Source organism: Streptomyces sp. NPDC050439, from assembly GCF_040655335.1.
Classification (GTDB): Bacteria; Actinomycetota; Actinomycetes; order Streptomycetales; family Streptomycetaceae; genus Streptomyces.
The window spans coordinates 219,562-234,631 of sequence record NZ_JBFAJT010000011.1; the positions used below are offsets into that span (position 1 = coordinate 219,562).

Annotated in this window: 17 protein-coding genes; 1 reads left to right on the forward strand and 16 read right to left on the reverse strand. The window is 67.8% G+C overall.

Annotated elements, in window-relative coordinates:
• Positions 1-129 precede the first annotated feature (129 nt).
• The 6 genes from AB0I66_RS37595 to ssb all read right to left on the reverse strand — a co-directional run bounded on the left by AB0I66_RS37595 (position 130) and on the right by ssb (position 5,621).
• Positions 130-576 carry a hypothetical protein gene (locus AB0I66_RS37595; protein ID WP_363212549.1) on the reverse strand — a complete coding sequence of 149 codons (447 nt, stop codon included), beginning with the start codon at positions 574-576 and terminating at the stop codon, positions 130-132.
• Between the two features lie 70 nt (positions 577-646).
• Complete coding sequence (locus tag AB0I66_RS37600) at positions 647-1,912, reverse strand: site-specific integrase (RefSeq protein ID WP_363212550.1); 1,266 nt, start codon at positions 1,910-1,912, stop codon at positions 647-649.
• An 88-nt stretch (positions 1,913-2,000) separates the two neighbouring features.
• A complete protein-coding gene (locus tag AB0I66_RS37605; RefSeq protein ID WP_363212551.1) occupies positions 2,001-2,243 on the reverse strand; it encodes a helix-turn-helix domain-containing protein in 243 nt (80 codons plus the stop codon).
• A 461-nt stretch (positions 2,244-2,704) separates the two neighbouring features.
• Entirely contained in the window at positions 2,705-4,180 is a 1,476-nt protein-coding gene (locus AB0I66_RS37610; protein ID WP_363212671.1) for an ATP-binding protein, read from the reverse strand.
• 2 nt (positions 4,181-4,182) lie between these two features.
• Positions 4,183-5,070 (reverse strand): bifunctional DNA primase/polymerase, encoded by an 888-nt coding sequence (locus AB0I66_RS37615; protein WP_363212552.1) that lies wholly within the window; start codon positions 5,068-5,070, stop codon positions 4,183-4,185.
• A gap of 98 nt (positions 5,071-5,168) precedes the next feature.
• Positions 5,169-5,621 carry a single-stranded DNA-binding protein gene (ssb, locus tag AB0I66_RS37620; RefSeq protein WP_363212553.1) on the reverse strand — a complete coding sequence of 151 codons (453 nt, stop codon included), beginning with the start codon at positions 5,619-5,621 and terminating at the stop codon, positions 5,169-5,171.
• Positions 5,622-5,663: 42 nt separating this feature from the next.
• On the opposite strand from ssb, the gene AB0I66_RS37625 reads away from it, so the two are divergent.
• On the forward strand, positions 5,664-5,912 hold the full coding sequence (locus AB0I66_RS37625; RefSeq protein WP_363212554.1) for a hypothetical protein: 249 nt from the start codon (positions 5,664-5,666) through the stop codon (positions 5,910-5,912).
• 3 nt (positions 5,913-5,915) lie between these two features.
• On the opposite strand, the gene AB0I66_RS37630 is transcribed toward AB0I66_RS37625, so the two are convergent.
• The 10 genes from AB0I66_RS37630 to AB0I66_RS37675 form a co-directional block, all read right to left on the reverse strand.
• Complete coding sequence (locus tag AB0I66_RS37630; RefSeq protein WP_363212556.1) at positions 5,916-6,119, reverse strand: hypothetical protein; 204 nt, start codon at positions 6,117-6,119, stop codon at positions 5,916-5,918.
• 4 nt (positions 6,120-6,123) lie between these two features.
• Positions 6,124-6,327 carry a hypothetical protein gene (locus AB0I66_RS37635; protein ID WP_363212557.1) on the reverse strand — a complete coding sequence of 68 codons (204 nt, stop codon included), beginning with the start codon at positions 6,325-6,327 and terminating at the stop codon, positions 6,124-6,126.
• 122 nt (positions 6,328-6,449) lie between these two features.
• The gene (locus tag AB0I66_RS37640; RefSeq protein WP_363212558.1) at positions 6,450-7,712 is read right to left on the reverse strand and encodes a hypothetical protein; all 1,263 of its coding nucleotides are present in this window, start codon (positions 7,710-7,712) and stop codon (positions 6,450-6,452) included.
• Positions 7,706-9,049: a hypothetical protein gene (locus tag AB0I66_RS37645; RefSeq protein WP_363212560.1), complete on the reverse strand. Its 1,344-nt coding sequence runs from the start codon at positions 9,047-9,049 to the stop codon at positions 7,706-7,708. The genes AB0I66_RS37640 and AB0I66_RS37645 overlap by 7 nt, the downstream gene beginning before the upstream one ends.
• Complete coding sequence (locus tag AB0I66_RS37650; protein ID WP_363212561.1) at positions 8,973-10,232, reverse strand: hypothetical protein; 1,260 nt, start codon at positions 10,230-10,232, stop codon at positions 8,973-8,975. The genes AB0I66_RS37645 and AB0I66_RS37650 overlap by 77 nt, the downstream gene beginning before the upstream one ends.
• Before the next feature lie 3 nt (positions 10,233-10,235).
• Positions 10,236-10,610 carry a hypothetical protein gene (locus tag AB0I66_RS37655; protein WP_363212562.1) on the reverse strand — a complete coding sequence of 125 codons (375 nt, stop codon included), beginning with the start codon at positions 10,608-10,610 and terminating at the stop codon, positions 10,236-10,238.
• Between the two features lie 2 nt (positions 10,611-10,612).
• The gene (locus AB0I66_RS37660) at positions 10,613-10,837 is read right to left on the reverse strand and encodes a hypothetical protein (RefSeq protein ID WP_363212563.1); all 225 of its coding nucleotides are present in this window, start codon (positions 10,835-10,837) and stop codon (positions 10,613-10,615) included.
• Positions 10,837-11,817 carry a bifunctional lytic transglycosylase/C40 family peptidase gene (locus tag AB0I66_RS37665; RefSeq protein ID WP_363212564.1) on the reverse strand — a complete coding sequence of 327 codons (981 nt, stop codon included), beginning with the start codon at positions 11,815-11,817 and terminating at the stop codon, positions 10,837-10,839. The genes AB0I66_RS37660 and AB0I66_RS37665 overlap by 1 nt, the downstream gene beginning before the upstream one ends.
• Positions 11,818-11,967: 150 nt before the next feature.
• Positions 11,968-13,719 carry a type IV secretory system conjugative DNA transfer family protein gene (locus tag AB0I66_RS37670; protein WP_363212565.1) on the reverse strand — a complete coding sequence of 584 codons (1,752 nt, stop codon included), beginning with the start codon at positions 13,717-13,719 and terminating at the stop codon, positions 11,968-11,970.
• 223 nt (positions 13,720-13,942) lie between these two features.
• On the reverse strand, positions 13,943-15,064 hold the full coding sequence (locus tag AB0I66_RS37675) for a hypothetical protein (RefSeq protein WP_363212566.1): 1,122 nt from the start codon (positions 15,062-15,064) through the stop codon (positions 13,943-13,945).
• Positions 15,065-15,070 lie beyond the last annotated feature (6 nt).

Genomic DNA, 15,070 nt, shown 5'->3' on the forward strand with positions numbered 1-15,070 from the left:
GGACCATGCCTGTACCCGGAGAACTGGGTTCCGAGGATCGCGAATAGGCCCCCTACCTGCACGTTTGGTGCAGGTAGGGGGCCTATTGCTGCTCGCTGGGCCGTGCCTGGGCCGTGAGAGGGCGCGAAGCTAGCCTGATGCGAGGCGTCGACGGACCGCATCGCCGCTCGCATGGATGAACGCGGGTATGGCCCTGTGATGCCGCTCCCATAGCCGAGCGTATGACTCATCGTCGACGTGGCCCTGTCTCCAGTAGCTCCCCAGCTCCTTGCCGGCCGCGTCCAACTCGGCGAGTGCCGCGAGCAAGGCAGCGTCCCGAGTGAGGATGCGTAGCCGAACAGATGCCAGCACGTGGGCGGGCAGGTCGTAGCCACTGACACGGTCGTTCATGCCGAGGACCCTTTCCTCCCAGATGCGATCCTCGAAATCTGTCACCGAGGCAGCGATCAAAGCGCACTGCTCCATGAGCAACTCCGACAAGCGCGCCCTGTCTTCCGCGCGCTTCATCAGGCGTTGTCCCAGCAGTGCGATGGCAGCACCGACAATCGTCGCGAGCAACGTCCCCCAGATGTCCACGGTCGGCATTGTCCTCGTGATGCTGCTGATTGAGCCGTTGGCGGTGGACTGCCCGCCAACGGCCTCGCTTCTACGCCGCTTGCGTGGGTCCCGAAACGTTCTTGTGCTCGCCGATGAGCGTGTAGAGGCTGTCGACCGCCTTTCGTGTCCGTGTCTCGCTGCTAGGCATGAGGTGGGTGTAGACCCGCAAGGTGAAGCCAGGGTCTGTGTGCCCGAGGTAGCTGCTCAGCGCCTTGATGTTCTCTCCGGCGTCCAAGAGCACCGAAGCGTAGAAGTGTCGTAGCGCGTGCATCCCGTGCTCGCGCGCGGAGGGCAGGGGGCCGCCGTCCTCCGGTTTCTGGATGAGCCCTGCTTCGGCGAGGGCAGGTTTCCACGGGCTGATGTTGAAGTTGCTCCGATAGACGTGGTTTCCCTGCGGACCCGAGAAGATCAGCCGCTTGGTAACGGGCGGCCCGTCGGGCGTCTTCCACGGGAGCGTGACGTTCACTGGCGGATGTTCCCGCATGTGCTGAGCAAGTGCCTGACTGACTGAGTGGGGGAGCGGCACGTCACGCTCTTTGCTGTTCTTCGGCTTCCCGAAAAACGCTTTTCCCTCCACGACCTTGATTTGCAGCCCGACGTGCAGCCAGCCCGTGAGGAACCCCACCGCGTCGACAGGCAGGCCAAAGATCTCGCCCTGCCGCAAACCGCATCCCGCTCCGAGATCCACCACGCTTCGGTAGCGCGCCGGCAGTGCGTCGCGGACCGCGAATACCTGCTGGGCGGTCCACGGGACGACGCGCTCCAGCCCCGGCTTCGGGGCTGTCACCGAACTGGCTCGGCAGGGGTTCCGGGGGATGAGCCCATCATCGACGGCAGCGGTCAGGACCGCGGATACGTTCGCGAAGATGCCGCGTCGATACGACGACGCGAGCCCAGTGTCTTCCAACTGACGTACCCAAGTGCGGATGTGACTCGGCCGGAACGACGACAGGGGCCGTGATCCGATGTAGGGGATGGCGTGGAGCCGAATACGCGTTTCGGTGGTGGTCCGCGACGACACGTCCGTGGACTGAGCGGCAATCCAGCGTTCGGCGTACTGCTTGAAGGTGATTCGGGCGGCGGCGGGGTCGGTGTAGTTGCCGCGCGACATGTCAGCTTCGATGTCGGTCAGCCACCGTTCCGCGAGGCGCTTCTGTCCATCGCGGAAGCTCTTGGACTTCTCGGTGCCGTCGGGCCCGACGTAGCGAGCTCGGTAACGCTTACCAACGCCGTGGCGGTCGGTCTTCACACGCCGGGCCTTGCCGTTGGCGTCGCTCTCGGTCTTGTACCAGCGGTCCTGGATGTGGCCTGCCATGCGGCGGTGATCCTCTCGCAGAGCGAAGCAGGGCGGGGCCATATGGCCCCGCCCTGCGGGTGGTTGGTCGTGCTCGGGTGGTCGCCGGTTAGGCGGCCTTGTCGGCGGCCATGCGCTCCGCTGTCCAGTCGCGTACGGCGGCGGGGTCGTAGCGGACGTACTTGCCGACACGGAAGCCGGGCGGGCCGGTGCGCTTCTTACGCCACTGGTAGACGGTCTCCAGAGGCACCTCGAAGAGTTCGGCGATGTCGTCGGGAGTGAGGTAGCGGTCTGGGAGTCCGGCCCGGAGGGTCTCGCGGGGGTCGGGTTGAGCGGAACGGGTTCGGCTCATGGGGTCCTCGAAGTCGAGTCACGTTGCTCTTGGATTGGAGGCTGCTCAGGAGTGCGCGCCTGTCCGAGGCGGGGATTTCTGCGTCATCGCGTCACCTGCGTCAATCAGGCTTCTGACCTGTGGGTTTCGATGACGCAGCGGGGCGGGCCTCACGTCATCTGTGACACGGGCTCTCGTCACGGCGTGACGCGGGTGACGCAGGGTGACGCACGATTCGCCGTCTGCGTCACCGTTGTCAGTGCTGGTCAGCGGCCGTCTCTCGGGCCGTGGTGACGCAATGACGCAGATCTTCCCTACTTAGGAAAAAGAAGGGGTGGTTTCTGTGGTCGTACGTCGCTGCTTATGAGGTGAAGAGCGGGCCGCTTCGCGGCGCGACCCGTTCAGGGCGGCTGGCGCCGCCGAACAGCAAGAGGAGCACCCCGGGCGGGGCGTGCTCCTCTTGCTTGTCCGCTTGTATGGGGTCAGAACGCGGGTTGCTGTTGATGCGGCGAGGCCGGAGTCTGGCGGCTGAGCTCGATGAAGCGGGCGGCGCTGGTGCGGCCCCATTCGACCAGGACGCCCCGGGAGGCGAGGGTGGGCTGGATGCGCCGCAGTCGGTCGGAGAGCACCTTGCCGGTGGTGGGCCAGCCCTTGGGTAGGGGACGGCATTCCTCGCCGCTGTAGAGGGTGGTGAGGCAGTGCAGCCACTCGGCCGACGTCATCCGTACCTCTTCGCCTGGGGCGAGTCCGGCGGCGTGCTGCAGGACGGTCTGCGCCAGCAGGTCACCTTCGATGACGTCGTCGTTCAGGTCGTCCAGGCTGGCCCGGTAGGCGGCCAGGGTGCCGAAGGCCATGGCCGCGTCGAGCTGGGCGCACAGGTGGGCGAAGTCGGCCATGCGCAGGTCGGTGGGGGTGTCCGCTTCGGCCGCGCGGACCTTGACGGTGAGGTCCAGGAGCGAGCCGAGGACGGCGGGCAGGATCTCGGCGTACTCCGCCCACAGTTCCGCTTCGGTGCGCCGCACGCGGGGGCGTTCCAGGCGCAGGGTCAGGAGGCGTTCGGCGAGGTCGGGGCGGATGATGCCGACGTCGATGCCGGTGAGGAGCACCGGGCGGCGGTAGCGGGAGCGCACGACGTCGCCGTCGGTGAACAGGGCGCGCTTGATGCTCTCGGCTCCGGTGATCACGCAGCACATGAGGTCGGACAGGTCCGGGGCCAGGTGGGAGAGGTTGTCGAGGGCGGTGATCCATCCGGCGGCCACTGCCGTGATCATGTTTTCTTCGTCCTTGGGAGGCCGCCGCAGGTCGCTGCTCATTCCCTCGATGATGCGGATGAGCATCCGCCCGGCGGTCGACTTGCCCGCGCCCTGCGGGCCGGTCAGGAACGGTGCCGGCACCGGGACGGACGGTTCGAGGCAGCCGATGAGCCAGGCGAGGGCCAAGCACTCGGTCTGGGCGTCGGCGAAGTTGCACAGCCGCAGCAGCAGATCCAGGCCCTTGCCGTTGGTGTCCCGGGTGGGAAGGGGGAGTTCGCCGGTGAGCTGGGTGCGCCGCCAGCAGACTTCTTGGGGGTCGGGGACGCGGATGTCCCAGCCGGTGGCGTGGATGCGGACCGACTGTCCGTCGTCGCGGCCCAGGTCGAGCCAGGTGGCGCCGTCGAAGCCGGGGGCGACGCGGATGTGGGTGGGCTGTACCTGTTCGGTGAGTGCGAGTGCTTCGATCAAGTCCAACGCCTCCTTGAGGGCGGTTCCGTTGAAGACGCCGACCCCGTCACGGAAGAGGCCGACCATGAGTTCTTGGCGGTGGCTCCCGGTTGTGCCCTGGGAGCGGATGGGGCGGGCCACGGGGTGGCCGGTGCGCTGGGCGTACACGGTGCCTTCGACCGTGCGGAAGTAGCGGAAGTGGCTCTGCGCGTAGTCGGTGATGACCTTGCGGGCCGGGTCCTTCTCGTCGTCGGACACAGTCACAGCCCCAACCGGGTACGGGCGTTGATCCACGCCTCGGTGCAGTGCCGGGGCCTTTCGCCCTTGGCCTGAGCGGCGTCGAACAGCCGCGCGATGTGGGCGTCGGTGAGGCAGCCGCACCGGCCGTGCGTGGAGAGCACGGCGAGGAACGTGCGGTAGACGGTGGCGTGCACCGACTCATGCGCCTCGGTGATGCGCTGCTCGGCCATGGCGATGCCACGTTCCAGGTAGGCGGGCGTGCGGTGACGGCATTCCCCGCCATCGGTCAGTGCGGGCACGCCGACGGCGGGCGACGGCGGCTGGGCAGCAGCCGGTTCCTTGACGACCAGCGCGCGGACGGCGTCCGGCAGGGCGGTGATGGTGCCGGCGCCTTCGCCTAGCCATCGCGCGTAGGTCATCGTGGACTTGATGTCCACGCCCGTACGTACTGCGTTGGCCGATCGCATCGCCCCTAGGTAAATCCAGTGCTCGCCACGGGTGGTGGGCACCGCGCGGGTCGGTGGCAGGCTCTCGCGGGCCCAGGCGATGGCGTCGGCGTCGTCGAGGTCGAGGACCGTGAGCCGGGCACCGCCGGGGTGGTAGGCGACTGCTTGCGCCTGGGGCCACAGGCGTCGCCAAGGGCCGGAGACGATGACGTCGGGGTCGGTGGTCGCCGCGGCCCAAGCGTGGCAGGGGGCCGGGCAGGTGCAGGGGCCCGGGGTCTTCATGTTCGGCCGGCCGCCGCACGCGTTGCTCGCGCAGGCGCGGCAGTTCCCGAACGGCACCTTCCCGACCCGCAGCGGCAGCACGGGCACGCCGGACGCGGCGAGGGCCAGGGCGGTACGCAGGTGCTCGGTGCGGCCGTCGCCGTGGGCGGGGGCTCGCCGGGTGGCGGTGGGTTGGGCCATGCTGGGACTCCTCCAGTTCCTTTAGTTCCTTGTTGGGCGCTGGCTGGCAAGGGCGGCCCCGCGACTTTGGCGAGACGGAGGGGCTGCCCTTGGCGTAGCTAGAACGGGGGCTGGTCCCCGGTCTGGGGCCGGTTGCCCCCGGTGTTCCACGGGCTATCGCCGGATGCCGTAGCGGCCTGCGCCGGGCGCTTGGCCTCGATGGCCACGTTGGTGAACTTCAGCGACGCACCGATCTCGTCGATCTCCAGCGCGAGCATCGAGCGGTTCTCACCCTCGGGGGTCTCCCAGTTGTGCTGGCGGATACGACCGAACGCCACCACCCGAGAGCCCTTGGCCAGGGACTCCGCGATGTGCTCTGCCAGGGAGCGCCAGGCGGCGCATCGGAAGAACGTCGCGGTGCCGTCCTTCCACTGATTCGTCTCGCGCTCGTAGACGCGCGGGGTGGAGGCGATGGTGAACTTCGCCAGCGCGGCCCCGGAGGGCGTGAACTTCACCTCGGGGTCGGCGGTCAGGTTGCCGATCACGGTGATCGGGGTCTCTCCGGATGACATGCGGGTTCCTCTCAAGGTGCGTTTACGGGGTAGCCGTTGGTGATGGACCGATGGACTGTGGCCAAGCTCGTGCCCGCGGAATGGTGGGCTTGGCGCTGGGTGCGCTGGACGGTCGTGATCACCGTCTGGGTGGTCGTCTACGGAGCGGCTGCGATGTTCTGGCACTTCGTCCTGGACCACTCTTGGGCGGATGCGATCGTGTTCGCGGTCGTCCTGGCGGTGTGCAACGCGGTTGCCCAGTGGTGGGTCTGGCGGACGACCCGGCAGAAGACGTCGCGCCGCCTTGGTTGAGCTCTAGGCGCGATGGTTGGTGCCCTCGTCGGTGCGGATGACGGCGAAGGCGTCGGTGGTCGGGTCGTGGTGGACGTGGACCGCCCCGGGCGCTTCGTTGCGAGCCTCGGTGGCGCGGCGCGCGGCGACCAGGGAGGCGCGGGGGTTGCCGGCCGGGTAGGCGTCGATGCGCTCGGGGTGGTGTTCGGAGCAGGCGCGGCAGGTCATGGCGCTACTCCTGGCCGTGGGTGCGCACGTCGGTGATCTGCGTGCGCTCGGGCTGGGGAGTGGTGGTGCCGCTGTCGTCGCGCTGCCCGATGAGGGCGGCCACGGCGAACAGGATGATCAGGACCCAGAGCCCTGCGGGCCGCCGAGGCGGGGCGACCGGGGTGATGCTGATCTCGTAGCTGACGGGATGGCGATTGCCTAACGACACCGGGAAACCTCCGCGTTGAGAGCGTTGCGAGTGGAACGATCGGATCGTGTGCGGTGGCGCTGAAACGACATCGCCCCGCTCTCCAAGAGGGCGGGGCGCGATGCGGCAGGTGCGGGGGTGGGTCAGGCGGCGTGGTCGATGACGTTCGGCGGCATCTCCCAGCCCCATTCACGACTTGCGGCGGGGGCGAGCGGAGACGTCTTGCCCTGGGCTGCGTCGCGGCGCCGGGAGGTGAAGCAGAGTCGCCGCTCGTAGTCGGTGACCAGGGTTTGGACGAGGTTGACGTGCCGTCCGGTCTGCCAGATGGCCTGTCCTCGGCCGAGCAGTGGGATTTGGCGTACGGCCCAGTCGGGCAGGGAGAACAGGCTGCGGCATTGCTCGGCTTCGTCCTCGTCCATCTGGTGCAGGATGCGGGTGGAGGCCAGGCGCAGGAGGTCTTTGGCCTCTTCGGACTTTGCGTCCTTGGCGCTGTGCGCGACGGAGGTGACCGAGAGGCCTTCGCGGCGGGAGTACTTCATCATCCGCTGCAACAGCGCCGCTGTGGCGGGGTGTTTGAGGATCTGCCAGGCCTCTTCGACGATGAGCGTCGAGTGAATGCCGTGATCGGCCCCGCCCTGGGCGAGCCACACCGATTCCAGGAACACCCCGACCACCGACATCAGCGCGGGCAGGGCGATGGAGGTGCGGTCGATGCCGGAGAAGTCGAACACGGTCAGCTTCTCGTCCAGCGACACCGATGTCTGGCCATCGAGCATCCCGCGCGTGGCCGAGCGGATGAACGGCGACAGCGCCTGAACGACCTCCTGCCCGAAGGCGAGCAGCTGGCGTTGGTCGAAGCGTCCGGGGATTGCATCGGCCTGCAGCGAAGTGACCGCCCCCATCAGCCCGGACAGCGTGCGGGCCGCCGGGGACTCCATCGCCGCGTCCAGCGCCATCCGCGCCCCGGGCGACAGCGGCCGGTGTCCGCCGAGCTCAGCGAGCACGGCCACCAGCTGCACCCGGTGCAGCGGGGGGATCCGCTCATCGAGGGGGTTCATGCACACCCCCTCGCCGAAGCGGACCGGCGCGATACGCAGGGCTGCGGCCACCGCGTCCCACTCGCCGACGCCGTCTTCGCCCTTGGCGTCCAGGACGGCGTAGCGGCGGCCCGGGCGGGCCATGTCGCGCAGTGCCATGACCTTGGTGTTGGTGGACTTGCCGTTGCCGAGCGTGCCCAGCAGGGCCATGCCGGTGGACGGCAAGACCTCCTGGTCGCAGTCGACGGGGGTCAGACGGAAGGGCGAGCCGTCCAGCAGCGAGGCGCCGATCAGGGCGCCGTCGGTGATGGGCTTGCAGGCGTAGCCGGGAAAGAGGCCTGCGGCCTGGCGGGTGGTGGTGGTCAGCATGTGATCTCTCCTCCCGGAAGCGGCAGCGCCGAGTGCCAACCGGTTTCGTGTTCCTTGTCCATCCACGTCAGGTGGGCGCCGGCCGATACCGCGTTCTGCTCCAGGTCCCGGCGAAACTCTTTGAGTTCCGCCTGATCGCGGGCTTGGAGCATGATGCGGGCGCCGACCTTGACGTAGGCGGCGCCGTCGGAGATGTCTTCCTCGTGGAGTTCGGCGGCCCGCTTGCCGGTGCGGGTGGAGGTCTTCTCGCGCCGTACGTCCTTCTCGTCGCGGGCGGTTGCGGTGCGCAGCATCTCGCCGGTCTCCAGCCGCTTCTCGGCCTTGCGGCGGTCCAGCGGCAGGTACTCGACCACGGTCGTGCGGGTGACGCGGGGCAGCGTCGTGATCATCGGCCGCCAGAACTCCGCGGCTCGCTCACCCCGCCGAAAGTCGGCGACCTCGGCGGTTGCCGTGACGTAGTCACCGGAGCGGAAGTGATCCTCGTGGATCTCGTACAGAGCATCGCCCTTGACCGTGGCCAGCGCGGTATCCCAGGCGGGGCGGTCCCACAGGGGGCCCGCCTCGATGCCGCACACCTGCGCCTGCTCGAAGGCGGCCTGTGCCCAGGCCGTCTCTTCCTCGACGTCCGTGCTGTGGGCGGGTACGGACAGCAGGATGACGGTGGTGTGCACGTCGCATGCCCCGTTGACCAGCTCCATCAACTGCCGGTATGAGTCGGCCAACTCGCCGCCCTTCTCGGCGCGGATGTCGTGCTCGCCGACGTAGGGGCTGACGGCGTGCACGATGCGCACGCAGGAGCCGTGGCCGGTGGCCGCGACCCATTCCAGGAACGCGGCGAGCGCGTCGTGGGCGCGGTCGCGGTGGGCGCCGTCCTTGAGGGCGGCGCCGTCGGTGACCCACTCGAACGCCGCAAGCAACCTGCCGGAACTCTGGGGGAAGGCGTAGCCGTCGCGTTCGTGCCAGATCAGGTTATTGATCCTGGTGAACGCGTCGTGGTGGGGCAAGGCCCCCTCCGCATCGGATGCGGCGGGGGCCTGCTCGCTCTCGTACTGCCTGACGGCCTTGCCCAGGGCACGTTTCCTGAGCGCGTGGCCACTGTGGCGGGCTACGCGTTCGACGACGGTCGATCCGCCCGTCTTCACCAGGGCCAGCGCCCCCGCCAGGGCGGCGGGGACGATGCACGTCAAGGTGCCCAGGATGCCGGGGACGGCGACGCCGTGGGTGATGCTAAGAGCGACCCCGGCCCCGATGACCGTCAGATCAGTACGGGAAGGGGGGAGCTTGAGCGTCTCGGTCTCGTACAGCGGGTCGAGCAGATACGTCCGGGCCGCGGGCATGAGCAATCCTCTCCTGTCGTTGGGGGGACTTGCGGGCCGTGCCGGAGGCGGCAGGCTGTGGGGTCTGCGCCGGGTGTGCGGGCGCCTTCAGTGCGGCCCGAACTCCCTTGCCGCTGCCGGGGTAGCGGCGGCGGCCGGCCTCGTGTACGCCCGCGACCTGCCCCGGCGCCTTCCTCTTGTTGCCGCGCAGTGTCTGGGCGCGGGCCAGCCGCTTGGCGTGCGCCTGGCGTTCGGCGTCGGCGGGCAGCTTGGTGACCGCGGTGCGTCCCTCGCTCTGTGTCTTGAGCTTGGGGGCCCGGGTGACGGCCGCGGCGACGTGCTTGGCCATCTCCGGCAGGCTCAGCAGGATGTACAGGCACACGATCGTCGTGCTCGCGGTCAGCAGCAGATCCGTCAGGGCGCTCTTGGGCAGCACCCTGCGGAACATCAGCACGATGGAGATCGGCACGCGCGCCAGGAACACCGCCGCGACCAGATGCAGCAGCGCCTTGCCGCTACGCGACTGCAGCCAGCCCTTGCCCACCCCCAGCGCCGCCGACAGCGGCAGGAACACCACCGCGGCGAGCACGGCGAGCGGCGAGATGACGCACAGCAGCCACAGCGGACCCACCGCTAGCAGCACCACGAAGGCCTGGGCGAGGCGGCCGTAGGGGTTGCCGCTGGAGTCGAGCAGCGACTTTTCCATGCCCTTGAAGGGATGGTCGGCCAGGTCAGCGTAGATGAGCGCGGAGAACTGACCGAACGCGAACGCGAGCAGTCCCACCGCCATCGGAATCACGGTCACCAGGAACAGCAGGGCGAAGAACCGTGCCCCGGCCGAGCCCGCCTTCTTGAAGGCGGGCCCCGAGGGGCGGGTGATCCATAAGATCAGCCCGCCCACCAGAACGATCGCACCGATCAGCACGGCGATGCCCGCCACCGGGTTGTAGACCTTGGCCAGCGCGCCATCTTTGAGACCGCCGAGCGGATCGGCGGCCGCCATCATCGACTTGTCCATCAGCCGGTAGAGGGCGGCCGCCTGGTCGGACATCCAGTCAGCGGCGGCGCCGAGCGGGTCCATCGATCCGGGCATTTCCGGTGTCAACGCGTCGGGGTCCGACCCGCCGCCGTTCTCGCCGCCTTGGCCCTTCTCGCAGTACTTGTGGGCGGGCCCCTTGATGCGCTCGCAGGGATCATCGGCCACGGCTCAGCCTCCCAGCGCCGTGGCGATGGACGGGCCGATGGCCAGCACGCCGAGCAGCAGGACGATCAGGCCGCCCACAGTGATGGCGGTCTTCTTCAGCGCCGAGCCATCCTTCTTAAACCCGGCCTGGATGCCGCCGCGGCCGGCCGAGATGACCGCCCCCGCCGCAATCGCCAGGATGACCGCGCCGATAAGCACGCCCATGATCACGCCGTACAGCGGCAGGAACCCGGAGACGGGCGCCAGGTCCGGACCGGTGTCGTTGACCGTCTTGACGACCTGCTTGGCGCCCTCGGAGCAGTCCTTCTTGCCGTCGGACTTGGTGATGCAGCCATCACCGGGGCCCGCGACAACGATCGTTCCGGTGTACTTGGCCATGATCAGAACTCCTTTTCAGGGGTGGCGAGGGGGAAGGTGTCGTGCTGGGTGCTCGGGCGCTTAGCCGTCGAGTGCAGCCGGTAGGCGACGATCGCCATCGCGACGCACATCAGGACCAGGAAGACGGCCAGCCCGGTCAGAACGGCGACGGTTGTTTCCAGGCTTTCGGCGGACGCGGCCACGGAATACATGGCCTGGGTGGTGGCGATGCACTGTCCGTTTGCCATCACACCTCCTTGGTTTTCGTGGATTTGGGGTAGACCCGGCCCGCACCCATGTAGGTGTCCCACCAGATCTTTTCGATGCGAACTTTCGCCCCGGGGCGGGGCGCGTTCAGAAAATGACCCCGGCCGATGTAGATACCGACGTGGTCGATATCGGCGGGCATGGCCTTGCCCGCCCGCTTCTTCTGACTGAAGAAGACGAGATCACCGATGCGCAGATCGTTCTTTTCGACGAGCGCCCCATCGTTGTCCAGGTGCGTGTACTGAGCGCTGGCGACCCTGGGCAGATTTACACCGGCCTGGGAGTAGGCGGCTTTGGTGAGGCCGGAGCAGTCGAAACCGCCGTCGCTATCGCCGTTGCCGCCCCACACGTAGTTCTTGCCGATCTGAGCGGAAGCGTAATTGACCGCTTCCACTGCGACGTTGGACTGTCCGCCGACCGCTTGGCCCATCTTCGCGGCCGACGCCATGATGGTGGCGACGTAGTTTTCCGTCTCCTTGTACGGCGGTATGCCCCGGTACTTCTTCACCGCGCCGGGACCCGCGTTGTATCCGGCAAGCGCAAGCCGTGTTTTATCCCCGGGAACGTTTTCCACGTCCCGGGAGACAGAGCACATGTACTTGGCAGCGGAGGGGATCGCGTCTTCCGGATCCCATACGTCCTTCTTGCCGTCGCCGTTTCCGTCGACCCCGGAGTTCTGCCAGGTTCCGGGCATGAACTGCGCGATACCCATCGCCCCGACCGGTGATTTGGCCTTGGGGTTGAAACCGGATTCCTGTTTGAGCTGTGCGGCCAGGATGCTGGGGGTGATGGCGTCGCACTCATTGCCCCAGGCGTTGAACAGCCGCTCGTACTGTGCGGGCACCGATCCGGGCGCCGTGCGGTTGGCCACCGAGGTGGCTTTGCCGCTGACGGCCGGGTTGCCGGTCAGGGTCGTGGCGGTCACTGCCAGCAACCCCGATCCGACCACGATCAGGCCCATCGAGGACCCTTTCATCTCCCACTCTCCTCAGGTGTGTTCATGCAGCTCACACACCCCGTACGCCACCCTGCGGGCACCCTGCATTCACCCTGCGGCGCAAGGTGAATGCAGGGTGGGGACAAGGTGGGTGCAGGGTGGTGGGCAGGGTGCCTAGCGGGTCAGGATGTCGCTCAGGCGTCGGCCCTGGACGCGGTCGACGGACACCGAAGGCACCGGCCGCTCGAAGGCCTGTGACAGCCACGCGGAGACGGCCTTGCCGGTGGCAGTGCGGTCATCTCCTCCGGCGATGTCCACTCCCAGCTCGCGAAGCCGGGAAGCGAATTCGACGGTAGAGAGGAACGTCTCTCCGGCGTACGCCTCGCGGACGAGACGCACGTGTTCGGGCTCGGCCTCTTCGAATTCCTCGGCACGGGCGTCGATGGCCTCGTTCAGATCCTCGTCGGTGACGAGGAACCCCCGCATTTCGCGGTTCTTGTCCTTGACCTGGAGGATCGCCGCCCCGTCAATGGCGGGGAGTTTCGAGGCATCATGCCCGCCTCGCGCCGTTCCGCCGCCGAGGATCACATCCGACTGTCCGGTCTCCGCGCACCCAAAGGCGATGCGTACACGGTGATTGGACCGAATCGATGTGTTGATGACTTCAGACTTTGGATTCTGCGTCGACAGAACAACCAGGATCTTCGATGAACGGAACTTGCGGGAGGCGGTCTTCAGCTTCGTCTCGAACGCGGTGGCTTCCTTCCGTGTATCGGCTTCATCGGTGTAGGTGCTGACCTCGTCGATGATGAACAGCAGCGGTCGGTGTTTCGCCTTTCCGTTTCCGGCTCGCACCGATGCACTGTTCTCCGCTGCACGTTCCGCGTGCCGCTTCTCTACGAACGCGATGATTTCCAGCATGCGTTCGTGGTCGGGAACCTCTTCGTAGATCAGGCACGCCTTTTCCGCGTAGGCGAGATCGCCGTCACCCTTGGCGTCGACCAGGACGATGTCCCAGCCATTTAACAGGGCGAAATAGACGAGCCACTTGATCTCTTCGGTCTTTCCGCCGCCGGACGATCCGGCGATCAGAATGTGCGTATCGCCGATGGGAGAGTTAATTTCCACCAGGTGGCCGTACATGTCGTACCCGACCGACAGCACGCCCCGGCGGGCGGCTTCCACTGGATCGGGAAGGGCGGGGATGCGGCTGTAGACCGGCTGATCCAGGACCGTGATGACCACGTGCCGGGAGTTGGGCCGCGGGCGCAGGGTGACCCGGGTGGGGTCGACGTCGAGCCAGGAGATGACCCGTTCCGACTTGCCAGCCACATCCCCGTACACGCCACCCTGCGGCAGTTCGATGACCCACTCTTCCCCCAGGTCGACGCGCCCGCGGCTGAGCGTGCGGGCCTTGCCCGCCGCGTAGTCGAGTTTCAGCGCGGCCACCAGCTTGGGGGCCTCATCGTTCTGGAACGTCGCAGGCATCTGGCCCGGCTGCGCATCCGGTACGGCCGGTGGCGCACCCCACGCACTCTGCTCCGGGGCGGCGGCGACCTCTTCGTCGGGAGCCTCCACGGCGCCCAACGGGCTTCGCGGCGCGGGGCCGGGCAGCCCTTCGGAGGCGAACGCGGCCACCACCTGCGGTCGTTTGCGCTGCCGGGGGCGTCGCGCGCGGCGGTAGGCGCGTGTCATGGCCATCACGCACGAGCCGACCAGCAGCACGGCGGTGCCGAGCAGCCATAGCCGGTTGTCGTAGACCCAGGACTCGATCGCATCCCGGTAGACCAGCCCGGAGGCGGGCCCGGTAACAGCGAGCCCGCCGATCAACCATTTCACCTCTTCGGACATCGGCTTCTTCGCCGCGGCCCGTGCCGGTTTCGTTGTCTGTGTGGCTTCCTTCTCCTCGACCGCTTCGGCGGCCATACGTCCTCATCTCTCGATAGGGGGTGGGCAGGACGAAGCTCCCTGGGCGTGATGCGGATCTGCGCGGGGGACCTGCGGGACCTGCGGACGTATGTCCGCCAGCCCGCCAGCCGCCGGCCAACCGATGGCCCGGGGAAGGGGTGGTGCATCGACTGTCTTCCGGCAGTCGCAACGAAGCCCGGCCCCTCGTGATCGGGGCCGGGCTTCATTGATGTGTGCCGGACTACGCGACCTGCTCAGCGAACTCCGCCTGCAGCTGCTCGTAGGTCTTGGCCATCCGCTCGTAACTGGCCTTGGCGCCCTGGGCCCGCATCGCCTTGATGAACCCGTTGAGCGACTTCGGCGGCGCGAGCTCAGTGAAGATCCGCCGCCCGGTGAGGTAGAGCTCCTCATCACTCAGGCCCGGCTTGCGGCCCGGACCCTCGGAAAGATCCGAGGTCCCCTCGGAATCCTCCACAGATACCTGCGAGGCGTCAGCCCAACCAGGGTGTTCGCGCAGGCCAGAGAGTTCCGAGGATTCCGAGGACTCCGTCACTCGCGGGGCAGGCGCCGGTGCGCTCAGGCTCTTAGCCACCGGCGATTCCGAGGCCCCCTCGGAATCGCCGGGCGGGCGGGTCTCGATTCCGAGGGGGGTTTCCGAGGGCGGGGTCAGGACGTGCAGCGAGCGGGCCTCAAAGGCCTTGGCCGCGGTGCCGTGCTTGGACTCGGAATCCTTCAGCTTCTCTTCTGCCTTCGCTCGCGCCTTGTTGATCGTCTTTTGCATGCCGGTGAGGGCCTTGGCCTGCACGGCCTGGCGGTGGGCTTCGGCGAGGGTCTCGGCCGTCTCGATGACGACCTCATTCTCGGCGCCTGCCTTCAAGTGCCGGGCGTGGGCGTATGTGAGCGCGAGGGTGTTGCGGGCGGCTGCGGACTGCTCTTCGATGGCGCGGGAGGTCGCATCGTCGGCGAGCATGTGATCGGCGAAGATCCGCAGCCCCATGAACACGGCGGCGGCCACCGGGACCAGCGCGAAGACGCGGGCGTGTCCCATCAGCAGCAGGATCGCGACTGACCCGGCCATCGCGAGGCCGGCCACCGACAGCATCACGACCATGCCCAGGGTGCTGCGCTGGCGGATGGCCTGCTCGCTCATCTTCAGCGCGCCGATCCACAGTGCGTCGAAGACGAGCGCGATGAGCCAGGCGACAGCCGTGCCTAGCCTGCCGTCCAGGCCGAGGAGCGGGGCGAGTTGTCCGCCGACGGTGATCGCCACGACGGTCAGGGCCGCCAGCGTCAGCAGCTTCTCGACAACGGCGAACGGATTGAAGCCCCCGATCCTTGCGAGGGCGGTGGATTTGAAAGTCACGATCAC

Excerpts from the sequence above, each read along its gene's own strand:
- AB0I66_RS37600 (WP_363212550.1), bottom strand. The coding sequence starts at position 1,912 with ATGGCAGGCCACATCCAGGACCGCTGGTACAAGACCGAGAGCGACGCC.
- AB0I66_RS37605 (WP_363212551.1), bottom strand. The coding sequence starts at position 2,243 with ATGAGCCGAACCCGTTCCGCTCAACCCGACCCCCGCGAGACCCTCCGG.
- AB0I66_RS37615 (WP_363212552.1), bottom strand. The coding sequence starts at position 5,070 with ATGGCCCAACCCACCGCCACCCGGCGAGCCCCCGCCCACGGCGACGGC.
- ssb (WP_363212553.1), bottom strand. The coding sequence starts at position 5,621 with ATGTCATCCGGAGAGACCCCGATCACCGTGATCGGCAACCTGACCGCC.
- AB0I66_RS37625 (WP_363212554.1), top strand. The coding sequence starts at position 5,664 with ATGGACCGATGGACTGTGGCCAAGCTCGTGCCCGCGGAATGGTGGGCT.
- AB0I66_RS37630 (WP_363212556.1), bottom strand. The coding sequence starts at position 6,119 with ATGACCTGCCGCGCCTGCTCCGAACACCACCCCGAGCGCATCGACGCC.
- AB0I66_RS37640 (WP_363212558.1), bottom strand. The coding sequence starts at position 7,712 with ATGCTGACCACCACCACCCGCCAGGCCGCAGGCCTCTTTCCCGGCTAC.
- AB0I66_RS37645 (WP_363212560.1), bottom strand. The coding sequence starts at position 9,049 with ATGCCCGCGGCCCGGACGTATCTGCTCGACCCGCTGTACGAGACCGAG.
- AB0I66_RS37655 (WP_363212562.1), bottom strand. The coding sequence starts at position 10,610 with ATGGCCAAGTACACCGGAACGATCGTTGTCGCGGGCCCCGGTGATGGC.
- AB0I66_RS37660 (WP_363212563.1), bottom strand. The coding sequence starts at position 10,837 with ATGGCAAACGGACAGTGCATCGCCACCACCCAGGCCATGTATTCCGTG.
- AB0I66_RS37665 (WP_363212564.1), bottom strand. The coding sequence starts at position 11,817 with ATGGGCCTGATCGTGGTCGGATCGGGGTTGCTGGCAGTGACCGCCACG.
- AB0I66_RS37670 (WP_363212565.1), bottom strand. The coding sequence starts at position 13,719 with ATGGCCGCCGAAGCGGTCGAGGAGAAGGAAGCCACACAGACAACGAAA.